This is a genomic window from Finegoldia sp. BIOML-A1 (assembly GCF_009678325.1).
Lineage (GTDB): Bacteria > Bacillota > Clostridia > Tissierellales > Peptoniphilaceae > Finegoldia > Finegoldia magna.
The window spans coordinates 18,724-43,209 of sequence record NZ_WKZF01000013.1 but is presented as its reverse complement, the minus strand read 5'-3'; the positions used below and the strand labels follow the sequence as shown (position 1 = coordinate 43,209).

Here is a 24,486-nt window from a genome sequence, read left to right as displayed (position 1 = left end):
TAGAAAATAGTTTATAGAATTCGCAATACAACAGTTGCAGGATAAACATAGGTAATGAAATAAGCAAACATCTCGCACGAATATATTGGGAAAAATTTAATGTTCTCACTCGCTCAGCCTCACTTCAGAAATCTTCTTTTAAAAGATATTAATGGAAGATTTCTTCGTTCGAAGCGTCGCTCATAAGAAGCATTAAATTTTATATGGTGATATTCTTAGCTTCGATTGTTTGCTTTAAGGTTTCGCAGTGTTGGGGATTGCAGGACAATGAAAGAAAATGATTATAAGGTTTCGCTAAACGACAGTTGCAGGATATACATAGGTTAAGACCATAGCAAACATCTCGCACGAATATCTTGGGAAAAATTTAATGTTCTCACTCGCTCAGCCTCACTTCAGAAATCTTTTTTTTAGAAAATTAACTGAAGATTTCCTCGTTCGAAGCGTCGCTCATAAAAAGCATTAAATTTTATATGATGATATTCAGCTTCTATTGTTTGCTAAAGGTTTCGCTGATTTTGAGATTGTGGGACACAAGTAGGTCAAAAATCAAAGCAAATATTTCGCACGAATATATTGGGGAAAACTTAATGTTCTCACTCGCTCAGCCTCACAGCTAAAATCTTATATTATGAAAATGAATTGAGGTGTAAATAAGAACGTAAGTTTGATATAATAATATAGTAAATTAATAGTAATTTGAATATCTAATAGGTTAAAAGTAAAGAAAGGAAATGATTATGAAGAGTAATAAATCAAAATTTATTTTAGTTATTGCATTTATTGCGGTAGTTGTTTTAATAATGTTTTTTATAAAGAATAAACCAGTTATGCCAATTAATAATAGTTCTAAGCAAACTGAGACTGATGGAAATGTTAAAGAAGATAGTAGTTCTAGTAGTGAGAATAAAAGTTCATCAGATTTGAATAATTTCAAGGAAGCTTACAAGGAAGTAGACAAGGAAGATGTTTTATTTGCTGGAAAGGATGCTGGGTTTGAGAAGTTTTTTTCATATGATAAGCCTGTTTTTGTAAACTTTACGTGGATTGAATGTGCTCCTTGTAAGGAAATGGCTCCATATATAGACAATACTTTCAATAAGTTCAAGGGGAAAGCCGTTGTTAAGGATGTTGAAGTTAATGTGAACAATGATTTTGCATCACAAGCTGGTATTAGAGTTACTCCTACACAAATTTTTATTCCTTTAAAAGAAAATTTTAAATTTTCTGGTAAGGCTCAAAGCGTGATGGATGAGTATTTTCAAGAGGTTACTGTTAATGGTAAAAAGGGATATATTCACGAAGGTTTGTTGAAGGAGAATGAATTAGAAATATTGATTTCGGATATGATCAATGGATAGTTTATTAGATTTTTTATCAAAATTAGTCAAGGATTATGTTTATTTGGCACCAATTATTTCTTTGATTGCGGGAATTTTGACTAGTTTTCTTCCCTGCTCATTGCCGATGATTCCAATTATAATTGGGTATTTGTCGGGGAATAATTACGATAAGAAAAAATCGTTCAAGGTGGCTTTAGTTTTTAGTTTAGGTAGTATTTTAGTTTTTACAATTTTTGGATTGACGGCTGCCTTAGTAGGAAAAATTTTAAATCAATTTAGTAGAGTTTTTTATATTGTTATTGGAATACTTTTAATTCTTATGGCGTTTCAAAATTGGCATGTTATTAAGATTATTAGCTTAAATAAGTCTAGCAAAATTACAAAAACTGGACTTTTGGGAGCTTTTCTAGCTGGCGTTATTCAAGCGGTGTTTGCATCTCCATGTTCAACACCTGTTTTAGTTTCATTGATGGCTATAGCGGCTAATACTAGAAATATTTTATTTTCTATTATTTTGTTCGTATTTTATGGTATTGGGAATTGCTTTTTGGTATTTATGTCTGCTTTGTTGATGGGTAAAGTCGAAGAGATTATTCAAAATGATTCATATACTAAGGTTTCTAAAATAATAGAAATAGTTCTTGGTGCAGTATTGATGTTATTTGGATTATATTTCTTGTACCAAGGTATTTAGGAGGAAATTTATTGGAAAAAGATATATTAGAATCTAAAAAATTACAAGATTTAAAGATTATTGCTAAAGCTGTAGGTGTTGCAGGTATTAGTAAATATAATAAGCAAGATTTGATAAAAGAGATTATTAGTCAGGTTAATATTAATGAGAGAAATAATTCTGAGGATGATTACGAAGATTCTTCTTCTAATGAAGAAAAAGATTTGAAGGATCCTTTGAAAGTGGAAGGAATCTTGGATTTACACGAAAACGGATATGGATTTTTGAGATCGGAAGGATACGATTCAGGAGATGATGATATTTACGTACCTCCTGTTCAAGTTAGAAGATTTAAACTAAAGACAGGGGATTTTGTAGAGGGATTATCTCGTGAGAAAAAGGATAAAGAAAAATTCAATGCTTTGATTTATGTGAATCGTGTAAATGGAGATACTGTTGAAAATCTTAGAAATAGACCTGATTTTGAGAATTTGACGCCGATTTATCCAAGAGAAAGATTGACTTTAGAAAGAGATTCAAAGAATATTTCAATGAGAATTATGGATTTGATAAGTCCTGTAGGAAAAGGACAAAGAGGCTTGATTGTGGCATCACCTAAAACAGGTAAGACGACTTTACTAAAAAATATAGCAAACTCTATAAGAAAAAATTATCCGGAAATTCATGTTATTGTTTTGTTAATTGATGAAAGACCGGAAGAAGTTACAGATATGAAGCGTTCTGTTTTGGGAGCAGATGTTGTAGCATCTACTTTTGATGAAATGCCTCAAAATCATATTAGGGTTGCTGAAATTGTAATAGAGAGGGCCAAGAGGCTTGTAGAACACAAAAAAGATGTAGTAATATTGGTCGATTCAATTACTAGATTATCTCGTGCATATAATGTTACTAGTCCTTATTCAGGTAAGACTTTGTCCGGAGGACTTGATCCTTTAGCATTGAATGGTCCTAAAAGATTTTTTGGTGCGGCAAGAAATATTGAAGAAGGCGGTTCATTGACTATATTGGCGACAGCTTTGATTGAAACAGGATCAAGAATGGATGATGTTATTTTCGAAGAATTCAAGGGAACTGGAAATATGGAAATCAAATTGGATAGGAGCCTGTCGGAACAGAGAGTGTTCCCTGCAATTGATTTGAACAAATCCGGAACTAGGAAAGATGAATTACTTCTTACAAAAGAAGAATTATCAGCAATTAATAAAATAAGAAAACAATTGAATTCACAAGAAAACAAAAATATTGCAGACCAAATTATAAAAATGATTAAAAACACAAAATCAAACCAAGAATTTGTAAAATCAATAAATAAATTGCAAAGTTTGTAAATAAATTTATACTGAAATATTCAAATTTTGTAGACAAGTTCATACTCATGTGTTATAATAGGTAAGTCGAAAATAATTTTGAGAAAAACGAGGTGATAATATGAAAAAAGATTTACATCCAGAATACCACGAAGCTACAGTAACTTGCGCTTCTTGTGGCAATACTTTTAAAGTAGGATCTACTAAAGAAAACATAAACGTCGAAGTTTGTAGTCAATGTCACCCATTTTATACAGGACGTCAAAGATTTGTAGAACATGGTGGTAGAGTAGAAAAATTCAAGAAAAAATACAACATGGATTAGCATTTTTGCCAGTACCTTTTTGGTGCTGGTATTTTTGTGTTAAAAAATAGATAATGAACGATGAAAAGGTAAATTGAAATGAAGAAAACTACAATTGGTGGACAAGCTTTAATCGAAGGAATTTTGATGAGAGGCCCTTCAAAGTACTCCATAGCGGTCAGAAAGCCTGATCAAGAAATTGATTTGGTTGTAAAAGACTTAGAAAACAATAAAATAAATTTGATGAAGATTCCTTTTATAAGAGGAGTTGTTAGTTTGTTTGATTCTATGAAGTTGGGAATGGATGCATTAATGTATTCAGCAAGTTTTTACGAAGATGATAGCGAAAACTTCTTCGATAAGCATTTTAAAAACAATGCCAGAAAAGTAGAAAATGTGTTTTCTATAATTGCATCAGTAGCATTGGCATTACTGTTTTTCTTCTTCATTCCAACTTTTCTTACATCATTTGTTAAGCTAAATCATTCATCTTTCAGTTTCAATTTAATCGAAGGAATGATACGAATTATAATATTTTTCACATATCTTTTTATAGTTTCTCATTCAAAAGATATGAAAAGAGTTTTTGAATATCATGGTGCTGAACACAAGAGTATTTATTGCTATGAGCAAGGACTGGATTTGACTGTTGAAAATGTTAGAAAACAAAGTAGACTTCATCCAAGATGTGGTACTAGTTTTTTGTTTACGGTTATGATAATTTCTATTTTGGTGTTGGGTTTAGTTGGATGGCCAAATCAGTTGATGAGAATGTTGTATCGTATAATATTACTTCCAGTGATTGTATCAATTTCGTATGAAATTAACAGATTAATCGGAAAATACGATAATACAATAACGGCACTACTTGTTAAACCTGGATTATGGGTTCAAAAGTATTTTACAGTAAGAGAGCCTGACGACAAGATGATAGAAGTTGCTATATTGGCACTTAAAAGTGTTATTCCAGAAAAAGAAGATGAAGATTTATGGTAATCAAGGATATTTACAGTTTATTCGACAAATCTGATTGTCTGATGATTTTGGAAAAATTATATAACTATAGTTTTTCTGATTCTATTATTCATTCAAATGATGAGATTAATGAGAATGATGAGAAAATAATTTTAGAATACAAAAGACTTTACGATGAGGATATTCCAATCGAATATATACTTGGGTTTAAGTACTTTTACAATAGAAAGTTTTATACAGATCCTGATGTTTTAATTCCAAGATTTGATACTGAAATTTTAGTAGACGAAATAATCAAGACTAATCGTAAGTTTGACAATATACTTGAAATCGGAATTGGATCTGGGATAATATCAATCACTTTGAATTTAGAATTGAATTCAAATGTTTTGGGTGTGGATATAAACAAAAAGGCTATTGAACTTTCCAAGAAAAATGCAGAAAGTTTAAATGCTAATAATGTTGAGTTTATTTATTCTGATCTGTATGAGAATGTGAATTCTAAGTATGATTTGATAGTTTCCAATCCACCTTATATAGACAAAAAAGATTTCGATTCACTTGAAACAAAGATTTTAAAAGAACCACGCTCTGCACTTTTTGGCGGAGATGATGGACTATATTTTTATAGAAAAATAATAAATAAAGCTGGTGATTATTTGAATGAAGATGGTATGCTTGCTTTTGAAATAGGATATAATCAAAGAGAGAGTATATTTCAAATTTTAGATGAAAATGGATTTAATAATCACTACTGCATAAAAGACTTTAACGGTTTTGATAGAGTAATAATTGCGAGGAGGTAATTATGTTTGAAAATTTGGATAGTGTTGTAGATAAATTCAAAGACTTAGAAGTAAAAGTCGCAGATCCTGAAGTTATCGCTGACATGGAAAATTGGACGAAATTAATGAAAGAACACGCTGATTTAGAACCAGTTGTTAATAAATATTTGGCATACAAAGATAATTTAAAAAATTTAGAAGAAGATAAAGAGTTGTTGGGAACTACTGGAGATAGTGAAATGGAAGAACTATTGAAAGACGAAATATCAACATTGGAAGAACAAATCGAAAACGATCAAGAAGAATTGAAGATTTTGTTGTTACCAAAAGATCCTAACGACGAAAAAAATGTATTTATTGAAATAAGAGCAGGTGCTGGCGGAGATGAAGCAGGTTTATTTGCTGGTGAGCTTTTGAGAATGTACCAAATGTATTCTGATAAAAAACGCTGGACAACTGAAGTTATGGATATTCAACAACAAGGTGTTGGCGGTGTTAAAGAAGCTGTAATGATGGTTAAAGGAAAAGGCGCTTATTCTAGATTAAAATACGAATCAGGAGTTCACAGAGTTCAAAGAGTTCCTCAAACTGAAAGTTCAGGAAGAATTCACACTTCTACTGCAACTGTTGCTGTGTTACCAGAAGCTGAAGATGTTGATATTAAGATTGAACAAAAAGATTTGAGAATTGACGTGTTCAGAGCAAGTGGTAATGGTGGTCAATGTGTAAACACTACTGACTCTGCTGTTAGAATAACGCACATTCCAACAGGCCTTGTAGTGACTTGTCAAGATGAAAAATCACAAATCAAGAACAAAGATAAAGCTATGAAAGTTTTAAAATCTAGATTATATGATTTGATGGAAGAAGAAAAGAACAAAGATAGAGCAGATGCTCGTAAATCTCAAGTTGGTACAGGGGATCGTTCTGAAAGAATTAGAACTTACAACTTCCCACAAGGAAGAATAACTGATCACAGAATCAACAAAACAATATTCCAATTACAAAATTTCTTAGATGGAGATATTGAAGAAATGATCGATGATTTGACAAGTTACGATCAAGCTGAAAAATTAAAAATGATGAATTAAAAATTAACTCGAGTTTTGAACTGACCCCCAAAAGTTAGACCAAAAAACTAACTAAAGGAGGTCAGTTTTTTAATGGCAAAATATAGAACAGAATTAAAAATGAAAGTGGTAAAAGAGTATTTAGAATCTAATACCTCATATAAAACTTTATCAGATAAATATCGAATACCAAATAAAAGCATAATAATAACATGGGTAAATACCTACAAAACTCAAGGCTATGAAGGACTAAAAGTAAAAAGAAAAAATACAAAATACCCTTTGGAATTTAAGTTGAATGTAGTAAACTTGTACTTAACAGGAGAAATGTCCTATCAAAGCCTTGCAAACGAATTAAAGATAAGCAATCCAGCGATAATAACAAGATGGGTAAATGACTTTAGAAAACAAGGCATAGAAGGACTAAAACCCAAAAAGAGAGGAAGACCTTCAAAAATGCCAAAGTCAACAAATAAATCAAAAGATATCAAAATAGATTCATCAGAAAAGTTAACTAATTTAGAAGATAATTCATTAACACAGGCACAATTAAAAGAAAAAATAAAGAAATTAGAAGAAAAAAACTATTGGCTTCAACTAGAAAATGATGCAATAAAAAAAAAGATAGAATTATCTCAAATGACAGATGCAGAAATAAGACAATTACTGAAACAATCGGGCTTTTAAGAAGTAAATACAAATTAAAAGGCTTGTTAAAATACTTCAATCTTCCAAAATCAACATATATGTATTGGCAAAAACGCTTAAATATACCAAATAAAGATATGGAAATAGAAAACAAAATACTCAAAATTAGAAAAGAAAATCCAAACTATGGATACAGAAGAATAACAGCGATGTTAAAAAGATTAGGACTAAAAATAAACAAAAAGAAAGTACAAAGATTAGTTCAAAATCTAAAACTTCAAGTAAAAAGTTTTTCAAGAAAATCAAGAAAATACTCATCCTACAAAGGACAAGTAGGGAAAGTAGCAGACAACAAAATAAAAAGAAACTTTAAAGTAGAAAAACCATATACACAAATAACAACTGACACAACAGAATTTAAGTATTTTGAAAAAGATAAATCAGGGACCTACCAAATAAAGAAACTTTATCTAAATCCATATTTAGATATGTACAACAGTGAAATACTAAGCTATGAAATATCGAAACAACCAACTCTAGAACCAATCCTAAAAGCCTTAGACAAAGCCATAGAAATAACTAACAAAACAAAAGAAAAAAGAATATTTCACTCAGATCAAGGCTGGGCATACCAAATAGATCAATACACATCAAAACTAGAATCCAACGGTATCACTCAATCCATGTCAAGAAAAGGAAATTGCTTAGATAACTCACCAATGGAAAACTTCTTCGGAATATTAAAACAAGAAGTATACTACGGAAATAAATTCTATTCATACGAACACTTAAAACAAACAATAGAAGATTTCATAAAATATTACAATGAAGAAAGGATAAAAGAAAAACTAGGATATTTATCACCAGTAGAATATAGAAAGAAAAATGTAGCATAAAAATTTCTACCCCTATGGGTAGAATAGGACAAAAAAACCAGAGACAAATATTTCTAAATGTCTCTGGTACAAAGTCCAACTTTTTGGGGTCACCATAAAATTCAGAAAATTATTCCATAAACCAAACAAATCATGAATAATTTTATCAAAAATTCACGCTAAACAAAAAATCAAAATAATAAAAATACAAATATTTTTAATAATATTTTTACGATACACAATAGGTGATTTTTAATCCATAAAACAACCTATATATTGGATTTAAAATCAAAAGTTTGAGAAAATGAAGAATAATTATCCCATAAAAATATCTCTGAATATATTTTTGTAACAGTGTTGTAATATTTGAACTTATGTAGTATAATGAGCTTAAACTAATATAGTAGTGTGATAAAGGGAACTCTATCAAAGTTAAATGTTTGGATATTTATTAACAAATGTTCTGATGTTTTTTAGAAGTCTGAATAATGTTTTCCATTAATTACACACTAAAATATGATTATAACTACTAGAAATAGTAGCTAAAATAAGGTAGGCGTTGAATTTACCGAACCTAACGCTTGTGGACATTGCCCTTGGGAAATTTTTGGACAGTGGACGAAGCAAGAACACCGATTTAATTAAGTTGGTGAAGTTCGATTGTTGACCACCCTTTTTGGGTAAACAATAACTAAGGAATGGCAATATAATTGCTTGGAAACGAATTTGATTTAAATAGCATTGAATGCAAAAAATTTAAAAGGAGGAGACAAATTCCACCCTTATACAAGGGAAGTTTCCATTGTCATGATAGTATGAAAATTAATAAAAAATTATTAATGGCTGCACTTGCAGGTGCAATTGTAGTTGGTGGCGGAGTTAACACTTACGCAGCTGATGAAGGAATTCCAGAAAAGGTAGACGATTCAGGAAATCCAATTTTCAAATTACCGGATGACTATATTAGTCCAGAAACTGAAGGATCTGAAACTGGTGATACAGACCCAGAAGAAAAACCAGAAACACCACAAAAGAATACTTATACCTTAAGAGTAAGAGAATTAGATAAAGATGGAAATTCAATATCATTTTTAGAAAATAAAGATGGTTTAACAGCACAAGAATTAAGTGAGCTTTCTGATAAAGTTATTACAAAAGAATATAAAATATTAGAAACAATAACATCTGAAGATGGAAAGACAATAACAATCAATGTAACTAAGATTGAAAAAGAAGAAACACCACAAAAGAATACTTATAGCTTAAGAGTAAGAGAATTAGATAAAGATGGAAATGCAATATCATTTTTAGAAAATAAAGATGGTTTAACAGCACAAGAATTAAGTGAGCTTTCTGATAAAGTTATTACAAAAGAATATAAAATATTAGAAACAATAACATCTGAAGATGGAAAGACAATAACAATCAATGTAACTAAGATTGAAAAAGAAGAAACACCACAAAAGAATACTTATAGCTTAAGAGTAAGAGAATTAGATAAAGATGGAAATGCAATATCATTTTTAGAAAATAAAGATGGTTTAACAGCACAAGAATTAAGTGAGCTTTCTGATAAAGTTATTACAAAAGAATATAAAATATTAGAAACAATAACATCTGAAGATGGAAAGACAATAACAATCAATGTAACTAAGATTGAAAAAGAAAAGAAACCAGAAGAAGAAGTTACAATCAAAGTAAACTTAATCTTTGCAAATGGAAGTAAACAAACAGCAGAATTCAAAGGAACATTTGAAGAAGCAACAGCAGAAGCATACAGATATGCTGACTTATTAGCAAAAGAAAATGGTAAATATACAGCAGACTTAGAAGATGGTGGATACACTATCAACATTAAATTCGCTGGAAAAGAAGAAGAACCAGAAAAACCAGTAGAAAAAGAAGAAGTTACAATCAAAGTTAACTTAATCTTTGCAGATGGAAAAACACAAACAGCAGAATTCAAAGGAACATTTGAAGAAGCAACAGCAGAAGCTTACAGATATGCAGACTTATTAGCAAAAGTAAATGGTGAATATACAGCAGACTTAGAAGATCGTGGATACACTATCAACATCAAATTTGCTGGAAAAGAACAACCAGGCGAAAATCCAGGAATCACAATTGATGAATGGTTATTAAAGAATGCTAAAGAAGAAGCAATCAAAGAATTAAAAGAAGCAGGAATCACTTCTGATTTATACTTCAGCTTAATCAATAAAGCAAAAACAGTTGAAGGCGTAGAAGCATTAAAGAACGAAATCTTAAAAGCACACGCTGGAGAAGAAACACCAGAATTAAAAGATGGATATGCAACATATGAAGAAGCAGAAGCAGCAGCTAAAGAAGCTTTGAAAAATGATGATGTTAACAACGCATACGAAATAGTTCAAGGTGCAGACGGAAGATACTACTATGTATTAAAGATTGAAGTTGCAGACGAAGAAGAACCAGGTGAAGACACTCCAGAAGTTCAAGAAGGTTACGCAACTTACGAAGAAGCAGAAGCAGCAGCTAAAGAAGCATTAAAAGAAGATAAAGTTAACAATGCATACGAAGTAGTTCAAGGTGCAGACGGAAGATACTACTATGTATTAAAAATCGAAGATAAAGAAGATGAACAACCAGGTGAAGAACCAGGCGAAAACCCAGGAATCACAATTGATGAATGGTTATTAAAGAATGCTAAAGAAGACGCAATCAAAGAATTAAAAGAAGCAGGAATCAGTTCTGACATATACTTTGATGCAATCAACAAAGCAAAAACAGTAGAAGGCGTAGAAGCGTTAAAGAACGAAATCTTAAAAGCACACGCTGAAAAACCAGGCGAAAACCCAGGAATCACAATTGATGAATGGTTATTAAAGAATGCTAAAGAAGCTGCAATCAAAGAATTAAAAGAAGCAGGAATCACTGCTGAATATCTATTCAACTTAATCAACAAAGCAAAAACAGTAGAAGGCGTAGAATCATTAAAGAACGAAATCTTGAAAGCACACGCTGAAACACCAGAAGATCCAGAAAAACCTGAAAAACCTGAAGATCCAGATGCTGAAGAAGCATTAAAGAAAGCAAAAGAAGCTGCAATCAAAGAATTAAAAGAAGCAGGAATCACTTCTGACATATTCTTTGATGCAATCAACAAAGCAAAAACAGTAGAAGGCGTAGAAGCGTTAAAGAACGAAATCTTGAAAGCACACGCTGAAAAACCAGGCGAAAACCCAGGAATCACAATCGATGAATGGTTATTAAAGAACGCTAAAGAAGACGCAATCAAAGAATTAAAAGAAGCAGGAATTACTTCTGACATATACTTTGATGCAATCAACAAAGCAAAAACAGTTGAAGGCGTAGAATCATTAAAGAACGAAATCTTAAAAGCACACGCTGAAAAACCAGAAGATCCAGAAAAACCTGAAAAACCAGAAGATCCAGATGCTGAAGAAGCATTAAAGAAAGCAAAAGAAGCTGCAATCAAAGAATTAAAAGAAGCAGGAATCACTTCTGACATATACTTTGATGCAATCAACAAAGCAAAAACAGTTGAAGGCGTAGAAGCATTAAAGAATGAAATCTTAAAAGCTCATAAAAAAGATGAAAAACCTGGTGAAGGACAAAAACCAGAAGACAAAAAACCTGGTGAAGATAAAAAACCAGAAGACAAAAAAACTGGTGAAGATAAAAAACCAGAAGACAAAAAACCAGGTAAAACAGATAAAGATTCTCCAAAGAAAAAAGAAAAAGCTAAATTACCAAAAGCTGGTAGCGAAGCTGAAATCTTAACATTAGCAGCAGCAGCTTTATCAACAGCAGCAGGTGCTTACGTTTCACTTAAAAAACGTAAATAATTAATCTTTCTCAGAGAAGATTTATAAAAATGGGACCAGAAATGGTCCCATTTTTTAATGCGAAAAACTGATACATTTTCTTGTATCAGTTTTTTTATGCTTATTTTCTTGTGAGTATGTCCAAGTTTGTCGTATAATCATCTATCAAAAGTCTGGCGAGCTTTGCTTTTTGGATTTTGTCTTCGATGCTTTTCTTGGATTCTAGTGTTGTGATTTTTTGATTATTCGCAAGTATTATGTGTCCTGTTTTTATTTCTTCGATGGATTCGATGTTGAACAGTCCATAACTTCCATCGTTTTTGGATATTGGTTTTCTGACTTTGATCATGCAGTACGTTCCGTTTTTAAAACAAATAGGAGGATTTTTGGTTATGTTCAAGGATTTTTTGATTAATTTCTTGGCCTCTGTGATGTCTAATAATTGGTTACGGGCGATTTTTTTAATGCAGCAATCCAATGAACAATAATTGGTAGTGGTGAAATCATTAAAATAAAGTTGGACTGCATTGCCGATATTGTCTACGTATATCGGAATGATTGCTTGTAATTGTTTCATTGATTCTCCTTTTATTTATGATAATTTTATTATAGCAGAACATACGTTCTTATTCAAGCGTTTTCAATTTGAATTTACAATGAATTGGTTTATTTTGTGAAGAATAATGATGATTTTTTACAAAATAATCGAATAGTTCACGCTATTACCATCTGTTTTGGTGTGGTTTTACGTTTCATTCTTGATTAATAAAATCTTATTATCGATTGTAAAATTGAGTAAAAGGAGATGGAAATCATGAATTTTGATGAGATAGATTATATTGTGAATAACAAAATTTTGAATGATAAGAGAATTTACAAGGCTTTTGAGCCGTTGATTATTAGTAGTATAAAAAAATATTATGATAGGACGGATATTTTTGAGGAGCTTGTAGATGATGGCAAGACTGAGATTATGTATGCGATTATGGAGTATGATGGTTTGAAGAAGGTTCCGTTCAATTATTATTTGAAGCAGAGGTTGAGGTTTTTCTATTTGAAGAAGAATCCTAGAAAAAGTGTTTCGTCGTTGAATTATACTAATGAGGATGGAGATGAGGTGATGAATTTGATTGAATCTGATGAGAATATCGAACAGGATTTTGAGGATAGGTTGGAGATTAAAAAGCTTTATGAGAGGGTGCGTAAGCTTCCCGAAAAGCAACAGAAGATTATTTATGAGAATTTCCTACGTGAAAAAAGCGCTAAGGAGATTTGCAAAGAATTGAATATGAAACAGTCGACATTCTACAATACGAGAAGCAAGGCTTTGGAGAATTTGCGCAAGATGTATTGAGCTTTGGGTGTGGAGTGGTGGGTTAATATAGATGGAATCGGTGCGATTCCATTTTTGTTTGCGTGGAAATATTTAATTGTATGCGTGGTGGTGCGTGAATTTTCGTGATTTGTGGTATATTATAATAAGTATATATTTTAATGAGGGGGACAAGGTGGATATTTTAGAGTTGATGCACAAGAGGCATTCTGTTAGAAAATACATAGATGAAGAGATTGATAATTCTGTGAAGGAGATTATTGAACAGAAGGTTGATGAGGTCAATCGTGAGTCGAGTTTGAATATAAGGGCTGTGTTTGATGACAAGGAAGGGTTCAATTCAAAGCTTGCGAAGTACGGAAAGTTTGAGAATGTGAATAATTTTCTGATTATGAAGGGTGTAGGCAATGATTTGAGCGAGGTTTGTGGATATTACGGCGAGAAGCTTGTGATGGAACTTATGAATTTGGGTTTGGGTTCGTGCTGGGTTGCTCTTACATATAATAAGAAGAATATAAGAAAATACATAGAGCCTAACGAAAACTTGGTGATTGTGATTGCGTTCGGTATTCCTGCAAACTGGGGTTATAATCACAAGAGCAAACTTCCAAGACAAGTGTCAAATGTGAGTGATAATTCGCCACAATGGTTCAAGGATGGTGTCGATTGTGCTCTTGATGCTCCGACTGCGATTAATCAACAAAAATTTATGTTGACTTTGGTTGATGATAAGGTGAAGGCGAAGGCGAGGTTTGCTCCGTCAGCGAAGGTCGATTTGGGAATTGTGAAATACCATTTCGAAGTGGGAAGTGGCAAGGATCATTCCATATGGATATAATGATTTAATTTTAAAAGCAAAATAAAAATTAAAAATCAAAAGTCAAAGATAAAAATCAAAAGTCAAAGATATTGCAAAGATTGCAAATACTATTGATTATGCGCTCGTAAGGGTGTATAATAATATTAAGGTCAAAGAAAGTCAAAAACAAATTACGGGAGGTTTTTTATGGAATATAAAGATTATTACAAAGTTTTGGGGGTGGATAAAAAGGCGAGCTCCCAAGAAATTAAAAAAGCATACCGAAAACTCGCCAAGAAATATCACCCTGATTTAAATAAAGGCGATGAGAAATCACAAGAAAAATTTAAGGAAATAAACGAGGCTTACGAGGTTTTGGGTAACGAAGATAAGCGTAAAAAATACGATATGTTTGGCTCAAATTATAATTTCCAAGGCGGACAAAACTTCGATCCGAATGCGTACGATTTTGGAAACTTCGGAGGATTTGGTGGTTTCGGCAAAAATTCTGGATCTTACACTTACACAACTGGTGGAAGTGGCGGAGGATTCTCGGACTTTTTCAATGCGTTTTTCTCAGGTGGACAAGGTAGCGGCGGAGGATTTTCCGATATTTTCGGTGGATTCAAAGGCGCTGGAAGAAAATCACAACCAAGGCAAAGATACGACACGGACATTTCCGTTTCCCTATCAGATATCTACAACGGTGTAGAAAAAAGATTGGGACTTATGATTGGAGATAAAAGTGTCAATTTGAATTTGAAGGTTCCAAAAGGAATTTTGCCTGGTAAAAAGATTAAGGTCAAGGGCGAAAAATTCGGCGTTGACGGGGACATTTACGTGAAAATTAACTTGGTTGATGTGTACAACAAGCTTGAAGATCACAATATTATCAAGAAGGTTGAACTTAAACCATGGGAAGCTTATTTTGGAAAATCTATCAATGTTGAAACGATTAGTGGCGAAAGAATCAAGGTTAAGATTCCGAAAAATATCAAGGCTAATCAAAGAATTAGGATTAAAGATAAGGGATTCGTGGATATGAAAGGTGTCAAAGGTGATTTGTATCTTGAAATTTCCATCGTAAATCCTACAAAATTAAACGAAGAACAAGAAAAATTATATAAACAATTATACGATATTTCTGAATAATGTTAGGGGGTAAGGTTTATGGATTTAAATAAATTCACACAAAAATCTGTTCAAGCAATTCAAGATGCGCAAAATACTGCGATAAAATTGGGCAATCCGGAAGTTACGGATGTTCATTTGAGCTATGCATTGTTGTCTGATTCAGATTCAATAGTTGCAAAGACTATTCAAAAAATCGGCGCTGATTACAAAAAAATTGTGAGCGCTTTTAATCAAAAAATAGATTCTCTTCCAAAAAACGACAGTCAATCGAGTGTGTACCCAAGCACTGCTTTTCAAAGAATTTTGTTGAAGGCAGAAGATGAAGCTAAGTCAATGGGAGACAGTTTCGTGTCAGTGGAACATATTTTTATGAGTGTTTTGGGAGAAAAAAACACTGTTAGTGCAGTTTTGTTGAAGGATTTTAATGTCAACAAGCAAAACTTCGCATCTAATTTGAAGGATTTGAGGGGAAATCAAAAGATAGATTCTGATAATCCTGAAGATACAACTGATGTGTTGACAAAATACGGTCGTAATTTGACTGATTTGGCGAAGGAAGGCAAACTCGATCCAGTTATCGGTCGTGACGATGAAATCAGACACAGCGTTAGGATTTTGAGTCGTAGAACGAAGAACAATCCAGTGTTAATCGGTCAACCAGGTGTTGGTAAGACTGCGATTGTGGAAGGCTTGGCGCTTAGAATTGTGAACGACGATGTTCCAGAAACTTTGAGAAACAAATCTATTTTTGCGTTGGACATGGGAAGTTTGATTGCCGGTGCGAAATTCAGAGGAGAATTTGAAGAAAGATTGAAGGCTGTCTTAAAAGAAGTGGCAGAATCTGACGGCAAAATCATTATGTTTATCGACGAAATTCACACTTTGGTCGGAGCTGGAAAATCAGAAGGAGCAATGGATGCTGCAAACTTGTTGAAGCCAATGTTAGCACGTGGTGAAATCAGAACAATCGGCGCTACAACGTTGGATGAATACAGAAAATACATCGAAACAGATGGTGCATTGGAAAGAAGATTCCAAAAAGTTTTGGTTGAAGAGCCTTCAGTAGAAGACACGATTTCGATATTACGTGGTATTAAGGACAAATACGAGATTTATCACGGAATTAAGATCACTGACAATGCTGTAATCGCTGCGGCAACTTTGTCGGATAGATATATTACTGACAGATTTTTACCTGACAAGGCGATTGATTTGATGGACGAAGCAAGTGCGATGGTTAGAACTGAGATAGATTCTATGCCTGAAAGCATCGACGAAACTAAGAGAAAAATATTGCAACTTGAAATCGAACGTGCTGCTTTGAACAAAGAAGACGATGAAATGAGTAAAATCAGACTCGAAAATTTGGAAAAAGAATTGCAAGATACTAAAAACGAGTTTGATGCGATGTATATGGAATGGACTCAACAAAAATCCAAGGTTGACGAAATCAAGGACACAAAATCTGAAATCGAATCCGTTAAACACCAAATGGAAGAAGCTCAAAGAAAATACGATTTTGAAAAATTATCTGAATTAAAATACGGAAAATTAGTCGAACTTGAAAACAAGCTTGAAGAATTGAACAAAAAAATGGACGAAGACGACAATTCTATCATAAAAGAAAGCGTAACTGAAGATGAAATCGCAGAAGTTGTGAGCAAGTGGACATCAATTCCTGTGACAAAATTAGTGGAAACAGAACGCGACAAGATTTTGAACATGGACAAGTTGTTGCACAAGAGAGTTGTGGGACAAGATGAAGCTGTAACTGCTGTGACTGACGCAATCATCAGAGCTAGAAGCGGTTTGAAATCGCTCAACAGACCAATCGGTTCCTTTATATTCCTTGGACCAACTGGTGTTGGTAAGACAGAACTTGCAAAAGCTTTGACTGAAAATATGTTTGATGACGAAAAGAATTTGATTCGTATCGATATGTCAGAATATATGGAAAAACACGCAGTAAGTAGACTTGTCGGAGCTCCTCCTGGATATGTTGGATACGATGAAGGTGGTCAACTAACTGAAGCTGTCAGAAGAAAACCATACTCAGTGATTTTGTTCGACGAAATCGAAAAAGCGCATCCAGATGTGTTCAACATTTTGTTGCAAGTTTTGGATGACGGACGTTTGACTGACAACAAAGGTAGAACTGTCGATTTCAAAAACACAATAATAATCATGACAAGTAACATTGGCTCGATGGATTTGATTGAAGGAATTGACGACAGCGGAAATATTTCTGATGAAAGCAGAAATTCTGTAATGGATGAATTGAAATCACGATTCAAACCAGAATTTTTGAACAGAATTGACGATATCGTAATGTTCAAACCGTTGACAAAAGATGACATCTACAAGATTATTGAAAAACAAGTTTCGTTGTTGCAAAAACAATTGGAAGACAGACAAATCACTATCGAAATTGACGAATCTGCAGAAGATTTGATTATCGACAAAGCATACGATGTATTGTACGGTGCAAGACCAGTTAAGAGATTTATCGAATCAAATGTTGAGACAAAACTCGGACGTGAATTGATAAAAGGAACTGTAACTGACAAAGACACTGTCGTTATTACAAATGTAGATGGTGAATTGGGAATTAAAAAGAAATAGATTTTGGGGAAATAGGCAACGGGGGTTGCCTATTTTTTTATTGTGGTTAGCTGCACAAGGATACGGAATAAAAGTCGTAACACGCATCGTCTGGCTTACGAAAATTGGCGAATTCTAATCTCGAAATTCTAAAATCTCAAACTCGTGCTACGCACTCAAACAATGAGATTTTTTAACGAATTTCTTCGATTGAATTTGATACAATTTTCTCCAGATGACTCGCTTAGTTACGAGCTTTTATTATAGTGCTACATTGATTCTTAGCAAATGCAGTAATCTGCTTTTGTATATCTACAGGGATAAAGAGATTAATATAAAAAATATCATTTAAAAATAGGCAAGTTTTATAACGGGGGAGAGAGGGAGAATAAAAAACTTCGGTGCTGCGTAAAAAGTGGATTACCGATTTTGCTAAGAATATCATCGGGAGAAAATAACTAAAAATCCAAGCGAAGTGACCCGTAGAAAATCTCACTCGTGCCAGCCGGAGGCGCACTTGAGATTTTAGGGTCACGAGTGTGAGGATTTTTTTATTTTCGTAAGTCAGATATTCGTGCAAATCGGTTTTCCACTTTTTGTAAGCATTGAAATATCCCAATCCTGCAACTTTGAACCAACCCACGCCCCCCTTATAGAAAAAAACACAATTTCTTGTTACAATATTAATAGAGACAAATGATTTATGGCGTAAAATTATAACACGAGGAGTGACAATGAAGGTAAGAAAAGCGGTTATTCCTGCGGCGGGTTTTGGTACGAGGATGCTTCCTGCATCGAAATCTGTTCCGAAGGAGATGCTTCCAATCTACGACAAACCAACTTTGCATCATATTGTAAAGGAGGTTGTGGATTCTGGAATTACGGATATTTTGATTATTATAAGCAAGGATAAGGGATCTATCGAGGATTATTTTGATGTGAATTTCGAATTGGAATACGAATTGAATAAGAAGTCTTCGGAGATATCACGAGAAATTCACGAGCTTTCGAAGATGGCGAACATTTACACTATTAGACAGAAGAAGAAAAATGGTCTTGGCGATGCGATAAAATACGCGGAAAGTTTTGTTGGTGATGAGCCTTTTGCGATTTTGTTGGGAGATGATATTATTTACAATACTTCTGATGAACTTCCTTGTATCAAACAAATGGCTGATATTTACGAAAAGGAAGAGTCTCCGGTTTTGGGTGTTCAAGAAGTTTCGTGGGATGATGTCGATAAGTACGGGATTGTGAATGGTGTGAAGACTTCGGATAGAATTACTGAGGTTGAGTCGTTGGTTGAAAAACCAAGCCGTGAGGAGGCTACAACTAACTTGGCAATTCTTGGAAGATACATTGTAACGCCAGATATTTTTCCGATTCTTCACGAAACAAAACCTGGCAAGAATAACGAAATTCAATTGACTGATGCTTTGAACAACTTAGCCGAAAAACGCAAGATGATTGCGTATGATTTCATCGGCAAGAGATATGATGTAGGTAACAAGCTTGGTTTTGTGAAGGCTACGGTTGATTTTGCACTTCATGATGAGAAAATAAAGGACGAATTGTTAAAGTTTTTAAAGGAAAAATAATTATTAGCTATTGGCACAAGGTGTCAGTAGCTTTTTTATTTGAAAACAATTTGTTGTGATAAAATAAGACAGAGGTGTGTTATGAATATTGCAATCGTAGATGACGAAGAGAATATAAGAAATTTGTATGCAAAATACTGCGAAGAATGGGCGAATATCAAGAAAATCGATTTGAAGACTGAACTTTTTACATCTGGTGAGAATTTTATATTCAATTACGATGAAAATGATTATATAGATATTTTATTGTTGGATGTTGAGATGAAAAAAATTAATGGCGTGGAATTATCCAAGAGAATTCGTGAGAAAAATTCTGATATTCAGATTATTTTCATAAGTGGTTATCCAGAATATATCGGATACGGATATGATGTCAATGCTTTGAATTTCTTGATTAAGCCTATAAAAAAGGAGAAACTTTTCGACCTTTTGGACAAGGCAACTAATCAAATGAACAACAAGGAGAAGTTCATTATAGTAAAGGACAACGGGATTAATACGAAGATTTTGTTGAAGGATATCTTAAGTTGTATTTCGGACAAAAATTACGTGGATATTTTCGCACAAAATAAAAGTTACAGAATTAGGATGACGTTGACACAACTATTGGATATGCTGGATGATAGGTTTTTCAAGGTGAGTCGTTCGGAGATTATTAATATTGAAAAAATCGCAGAAACAAAGAAGGATTATGTTTTGTTGGAAGATGATAGCAAATTTTTGTTGTCAAATGCGAAGTTCAACGAGCTTAACAGAAAAATTATTGAGTTTTATTAGGTGAGATATGAGATTTTTAAGTAAAATTAGGATTTTATTTTCAAAAAAAGATATTTTTGAATATCAACAACAACTGTTGAACACTCATTATCAAGAAGTGGAGAATATGTATCGCGATATAAGAAAGTTTCGCCACAATTACAGAAACCACTTGCAAACTTTGCGCTCTTTTGTGGCTGAAAATGATATGGAATCTATAAAGAACTACTTGGATAATTTGGATGAGAATTTGCATTCTATCGCTCCTGTGATTAGGACGGGAAATAGGATGGCAGATGCTATTTTGAATTCCAAGATAACTATGGCTACTAATGAAAACATAAAATGCATTGCAGACTGCAAGATTTCGAATATTTTGGATATAAAAGATATCGATTTGGCGACGATTATCGGAAATTTGTTCGACAATGCGATTGAATCGGTGAGAAATTTGCCAGAAGAGGACAGATTTATCAGGATTTATATGGATATGAAGGGCAATAAATTGTACATTTCATTTACTAACAAGACAAGCAGCAAAAAACAGGAGAAGTTTGGCAGAATTTTCAAATCGACAAAGGGCGAGAACAGAGGCCTGGGGCTTATCAGTATTGACGAAATCGTCGACAAATACGACGGTTACATCAACAGAAATTCAGAGGACAATGCTTTTACGACGGAGATTTTGATATAGTCATCCCTGTTTTTGATATGCTTATCCCTAAAACGAAAATACGATAGTATTTCGGTTAAGATATTATTGGGAGGTAGTTATGAAGAAAAAATATTCTACAAATGATAATATTAAATTTATGTTCAATCTTGCGTGGAACAACCAAAAAAGTTTGATTTTCATGCTGATAATTATGGCTATCACAACTGCTGGAATTGATATTTTAGAGTTGTACTTTACTCCACAAATTATCAAAATGGTTGAAAACTCACAAGATTTCACAACAATTATGCTTACTGTTGTTGTGTTTGCGGTTTTGATTTTCGTCTGTTCAGCGACAAAAGAGTCGTTGGATTTGAGGATCTTGCCGAAAAAAATCTACGTGAGAACTTTGATATTAAATCAATGTATCGAAAAATTCTTGTCGATGGATTACGAGATGACTTTGGACAAGAATGTGTTGGATTTATCAGAAAAGGCGAACGTAAACTTAGAAGGAAATGATAAAGCTACAGAACATATCTGGATTACGATGAAAGACGTTTTGTATTTACTAATCAGCACGAGTGTGTATTTGATTTTACTTGCAAGGCTTCCTATTTTCATAATTTTGGTGTCGATTATCGCCAGTTTGATTAGTTTTCTGTATTCCAAAAAACTTAAACAATGGAAGTACGATAACAGGAAAACACAAGCTAAGTTTGAAAAGGAATTCAACTACATTAATTCAGTTAGTAGCCACAAACACGCAAAAGATATCAGGATGTTCGGGCTTGGAAATTGGCTGGAAGATATTTACGACAGTGTTTTTGTCTTGTACGATGATTTCTTGAACAAGATGGGCAACAAAATGTTGATGGCAGATTTCTTGGATTGCGTGTTCAACCTTTTGAGAAATTCCGTTACATATTATTATTTGATAAATTTTGCAGTGAATGGCAAGATCGACGCAAGTATGTTCTTGTTGGCTTTTTCCGCACAAACAAAATTCGGCTACGATATTCAAAGATTGTTCAATTTTCTGAGTGTGCTTTTTATGGAAGCGAAGGACATCGCAACTGTAAGAGAGTTTGTTGATTTAGAAGAAAATTTCAAAAAGGATGGAGGAATCGAATTAAATCCCGACGAGGATATTACTATAAAATTCGAAAACGTGGGATATAAATATCCGGGTAGTGACGAATTTGTATTGGAGAATGTGAACTTCCAAGTCAATCCACAAGAAAAGGTCGCTGTAGTTGGACTCAATGGATCGGGGAAAACTACTTTGATTAAACTTTTGATAGGATTTTTGGATCCGACAGAGGGGCGTGTGCTTGTTAATGGGATTGATTTGAGAGAACTCAACAGAAGAAAATACTACGAGATTTTCTCTGCGGTGTTCCAAGATTATTCGATATTGCCAGAAACTATTTACATGAATGTAACGCAATCAAAATCCACAGATGATGTGGAAGGCGTGGAAGAAGTGTTGAAATTGGCAGGACTTTACGACAAAGTTAAGGAATTTCCTAATGGTGTATTCAACACGATTGAAAAATATATCTACCAAGATTCACCAGTTTTATCAGGTGGAGAAACTCAAAAACTACTTCTTGCGAGAGCTTTGTACAAGAATTCGAAGTTTTTGATATTGGATGAGCCGACAGCAGCGCTTGACCCATTAGCAGAAAGAGATTTGTACAACAAATACAATGAACTAACGAAAAACCACACATCGATTTTTATTTCTCATAGAATGGCTTCGACGAGATTTTGCGATTACATTTTGCTGATTGGAAATAAGGGGATTGAAGAACGTGGAACTCACGAAGAATTGATGGAAAAAGGTGGAACGTACAAGTATTTGTTCGACACTCAAGCGAAATATTACAGGGAGGACTACAATGCAAAAGAATCTTAAACTATTCAAAGATACTTGGAGTGTTTTGTGGAAAAATTACAAAAAACTAATCATCAACTACACTCTTAACTGTTTATTCTCAGCAGTTTTCCCGTTAATTAGTATTTACGCATCTGCTAGAATGATAGATGGAATTGTTAACAAGATGCCTGTGCGATTTGTAGGTAAATGGGCAGTAATTGCTTTGTTGTCAGTGTTTTTCATTCAAATTATTATCGCCTTGACGAATAAAATCCAAAACACATACAATGACAAGAAATACGAGATATTTTTCCACATTTTATCCGAAAAATACAATGAATTGGATTACAAACAATCCCAAGATACAGAAATTATTGGAGAAAAATCGAATATAGAACAAAACATAAACTTCGGTGAATTCGGAATTATAAGAGTTCTTTACGCATACGATATGATATTGGAGTCTTTATTGGCGATGATAGGTAGTTTGGTGTTGTCGTATCAATTTTTAGTGACGAAATGGAACGCACCAGAAAAATTTTCGTTATTGAATAGCACTTGGATAAATGTTTTGTTGATTGTAGTTGTTGTATTTTTATCGTGGATTTCACAGAAAATTAACGGAAAACAATTTGAAATTTGGCATAAAATAAATGAAGAAGGAAAATTTGGAAATCGAGTGTTCTCATTTTATTTTTTTAGGATGAGAGATCAATATAGAATGCTTGATACTAGAATGTATCGTCAATATAATATTGCATCTAATATGCTTAATGAATGTGGGGTTTTCAATCCTGGTGGAGTTTTTGACAGAATTATGTCGACAGAAGGTGTCACATACAAAATACTCAGCGAATTTTTCTCGAAATTACAAGTTTTGTTGATTTATCTTGTCGTAGTATCCAAATCATTGCTCGGAGCTATTTCAATAGGAATGCTCAGCCAATATTTGGGAAGTTTGATCAATTTTACAAGCAATTTGTCGAAATTCTTAGAAGGAGTTGCATTGTATAAAGGTAACACTCCGTACGCAGAACTTACGATGGATTATTTGCACAAAAAATCGGAGTTTTACAATGGAAGTTTGACTACAGAAAAAAGATCCGACAAAAAATACGAAGTCGAATTTAAAAATGTCAGCTTCAAATATCCTGGAACTGACAATTGGATATTGAAAAATATCAATTTGAAATTCGACCTTGGGAAAAAATTGGCGATTGTAGGGCAAAACGGTTGTGGCAAGACTACTTTTGTGAAGTTGTTGATTAGATTTTACGATGTTACTGAAGGGGAAATCTTGTTGAATGGAATTAACATCAAAAAATACAGATATGATGAGTATTTGAAAATATTCTCAGTTGTATTCCAAGATTTTAATTTGTTCGCATATCCATTGGCGCAAAACGTCGCATCTGGAATGGATTACGACGAAGAAAAAGTAGTTCAATCGCTCAAAGATGTCGGAATGTACGACGATGTTCGAAAATGGGACAAGGGAATCCAAACTTATCTGTACAAAGATATCGACGAAAATGGAATCAGCGTTTCCAAAGGTCAAGAACAAAAAATCGCCATTGCAAGAGCGTTGTACCAAGACAGTCCGTTCTTGATATTGGATGAACCGACTGCGAGCCTTGACCCTATAAGTGAAGCTGAAATTTACGAGAAATTGGGCGAAATAATCAAAGACAGAACTGCGATTTTTATATCTCATAGGTTATCTAGTTGCAAATTCTCCGACAAAATTATCGTGTTCGATAAGGGAGAAATTGCTGAAACTGGAGATCACGACAGCTTAATAAGCAAGAACGGAATGTACAAAAAATTGTGGGATGCACAAGCGGAATTTTACGTATAGAAAATGATATTATTTCCTCGATATATGGTATAATTTTTATTA

General features: G+C 33.3%; 20 protein-coding genes. 19 read left to right on the top strand and 1 reads right to left on the bottom strand.

The window, feature by feature from the left end; all coding sequences use genetic code 11:
• The first annotated feature begins 740 nt into the window (after positions 1–740).
• The 10 genes from GKG00_RS08625 to GKG00_RS08580 all read left to right on the top strand — a co-directional run bounded on the left by GKG00_RS08625 (position 741) and on the right by GKG00_RS08580 (position 11,849).
• Positions 741–1,361 (top strand): thioredoxin family protein, encoded by a 621-nt coding sequence (locus GKG00_RS08625; RefSeq protein ID WP_154255066.1) that lies wholly within the window; start codon positions 741–743, stop codon positions 1,359–1,361.
• Positions 1,354–2,037: a cytochrome c biogenesis protein CcdA gene (locus GKG00_RS08620; RefSeq protein WP_154255065.1), complete on the top strand. Its 684-nt coding sequence runs from the start codon at positions 1,354–1,356 to the stop codon at positions 2,035–2,037. Before GKG00_RS08625 ends, GKG00_RS08620 begins: the two co-directional genes overlap by 8 nt.
• 11 nt (positions 2,038–2,048) lie before the next feature.
• Positions 2,049–3,365 (top strand): transcription termination factor Rho, encoded by a 1,317-nt coding sequence (gene rho / locus GKG00_RS08615; RefSeq protein WP_154255064.1) that lies wholly within the window; start codon positions 2,049–2,051, stop codon positions 3,363–3,365.
• A 100-nt stretch (positions 3,366–3,465) separates the two neighbouring features.
• Positions 3,466–3,669, top strand: a complete 204-nt coding sequence (gene rpmE, locus GKG00_RS08610; protein WP_002836835.1) for a 50S ribosomal protein L31 — start codon at positions 3,466–3,468, stop codon at positions 3,667–3,669.
• 78 nt (positions 3,670–3,747) lie between these two features.
• Positions 3,748–4,644, top strand: coding sequence for a DUF1385 domain-containing protein (locus GKG00_RS08605; protein ID WP_154255063.1), 897 nt, complete (start codon positions 3,748–3,750; stop codon positions 4,642–4,644).
• On the top strand, positions 4,638–5,429 hold the full coding sequence (gene prmC, locus GKG00_RS08600) for a peptide chain release factor N(5)-glutamine methyltransferase (protein ID WP_154255062.1): 792 nt from the start codon (positions 4,638–4,640) through the stop codon (positions 5,427–5,429). The genes GKG00_RS08605 and prmC overlap by 7 nt, the downstream gene beginning before the upstream one ends.
• Positions 5,430–5,431: 2 nt before the next feature.
• The gene (gene prfA, locus GKG00_RS08595) at positions 5,432–6,499 is read left to right on the top strand and encodes a peptide chain release factor 1 (protein WP_110058013.1); all 1,068 of its coding nucleotides are present in this window, start codon (positions 5,432–5,434) and stop codon (positions 6,497–6,499) included.
• A gap of 72 nt (positions 6,500–6,571) precedes the next feature.
• On the top strand, positions 6,572–7,165 hold the full coding sequence (locus GKG00_RS08590) for a helix-turn-helix domain-containing protein (protein WP_154255061.1): 594 nt from the start codon (positions 6,572–6,574) through the stop codon (positions 7,163–7,165).
• A 23-nt stretch (positions 7,166–7,188) separates the two neighbouring features.
• The gene (locus GKG00_RS08585; RefSeq protein WP_206670716.1) at positions 7,189–8,022 is read left to right on the top strand and encodes an IS3 family transposase; all 834 of its coding nucleotides are present in this window, start codon (positions 7,189–7,191) and stop codon (positions 8,020–8,022) included.
• A 794-nt stretch (positions 8,023–8,816) separates the two neighbouring features.
• Positions 8,817–11,849 (top strand): albumin-binding GA domain-containing protein, encoded by a 3,033-nt coding sequence (locus GKG00_RS08580; RefSeq protein ID WP_154255059.1) that lies wholly within the window; start codon positions 8,817–8,819, stop codon positions 11,847–11,849.
• Between the two features lie 100 nt (positions 11,850–11,949).
• Here GKG00_RS08580 and GKG00_RS08575 read toward each other — a convergent pair whose 3' ends face one another.
• Positions 11,950–12,405, bottom strand: coding sequence for a hypothetical protein (locus tag GKG00_RS08575; protein WP_154255058.1), 456 nt, complete (start codon positions 12,403–12,405; stop codon positions 11,950–11,952).
• Positions 12,406–12,642: 237 nt separating this feature from the next.
• Here GKG00_RS08575 and GKG00_RS08570 point away from each other — a divergent pair, with 237 nt between their 5' ends.
• The 9 genes from GKG00_RS08570 (at position 12,643) to GKG00_RS08530 (ending at position 24,444) form a co-directional block, all read left to right on the top strand.
• Positions 12,643–13,182 carry a sigma-70 family RNA polymerase sigma factor gene (locus GKG00_RS08570; RefSeq protein WP_154255057.1) on the top strand — a complete coding sequence of 180 codons (540 nt, stop codon included), beginning with the start codon at positions 12,643–12,645 and terminating at the stop codon, positions 13,180–13,182.
• A 154-nt stretch (positions 13,183–13,336) separates the two neighbouring features.
• The gene (locus tag GKG00_RS08565; protein ID WP_346962837.1) at positions 13,337–13,999 is read left to right on the top strand and encodes a nitroreductase family protein; all 663 of its coding nucleotides are present in this window, start codon (positions 13,337–13,339) and stop codon (positions 13,997–13,999) included.
• A 168-nt stretch (positions 14,000–14,167) separates the two neighbouring features.
• A complete protein-coding gene (locus GKG00_RS08560; protein ID WP_154255056.1) occupies positions 14,168–15,112 on the top strand; it encodes a DnaJ domain-containing protein in 945 nt (314 codons plus the stop codon).
• Positions 15,113–15,130: 18 nt separating this feature from the next.
• Positions 15,131–17,716, top strand: a complete 2,586-nt coding sequence (gene clpB, locus GKG00_RS08555; protein ID WP_154255055.1) for an ATP-dependent chaperone ClpB — start codon at positions 15,131–15,133, stop codon at positions 17,714–17,716.
• 713 nt (positions 17,717–18,429) lie between these two features.
• A complete protein-coding gene (galU, locus tag GKG00_RS08550) occupies positions 18,430–19,293 on the top strand; it encodes a UTP--glucose-1-phosphate uridylyltransferase GalU (RefSeq protein WP_154255054.1) in 864 nt (287 codons plus the stop codon).
• 81 nt (positions 19,294–19,374) lie between these two features.
• A complete protein-coding gene (locus tag GKG00_RS08545) occupies positions 19,375–20,070 on the top strand; it encodes a LytTR family DNA-binding domain-containing protein (RefSeq protein ID WP_154255053.1) in 696 nt (231 codons plus the stop codon).
• Between the two features lie 7 nt (positions 20,071–20,077).
• Complete coding sequence (locus GKG00_RS08540) at positions 20,078–20,743, top strand: ATP-binding protein (RefSeq protein ID WP_094204424.1); 666 nt, start codon at positions 20,078–20,080, stop codon at positions 20,741–20,743.
• A 79-nt stretch (positions 20,744–20,822) separates the two neighbouring features.
• Positions 20,823–22,625: an ABC transporter ATP-binding protein gene (locus tag GKG00_RS08535; protein ID WP_154255052.1), complete on the top strand. Its 1,803-nt coding sequence runs from the start codon at positions 20,823–20,825 to the stop codon at positions 22,623–22,625.
• On the top strand, positions 22,609–24,444 hold the full coding sequence (locus tag GKG00_RS08530) for an ABC transporter ATP-binding protein (protein WP_154255051.1): 1,836 nt from the start codon (positions 22,609–22,611) through the stop codon (positions 24,442–24,444). Before GKG00_RS08535 ends, GKG00_RS08530 begins: the two co-directional genes overlap by 17 nt.
• Positions 24,445–24,486 lie beyond the last annotated feature (42 nt).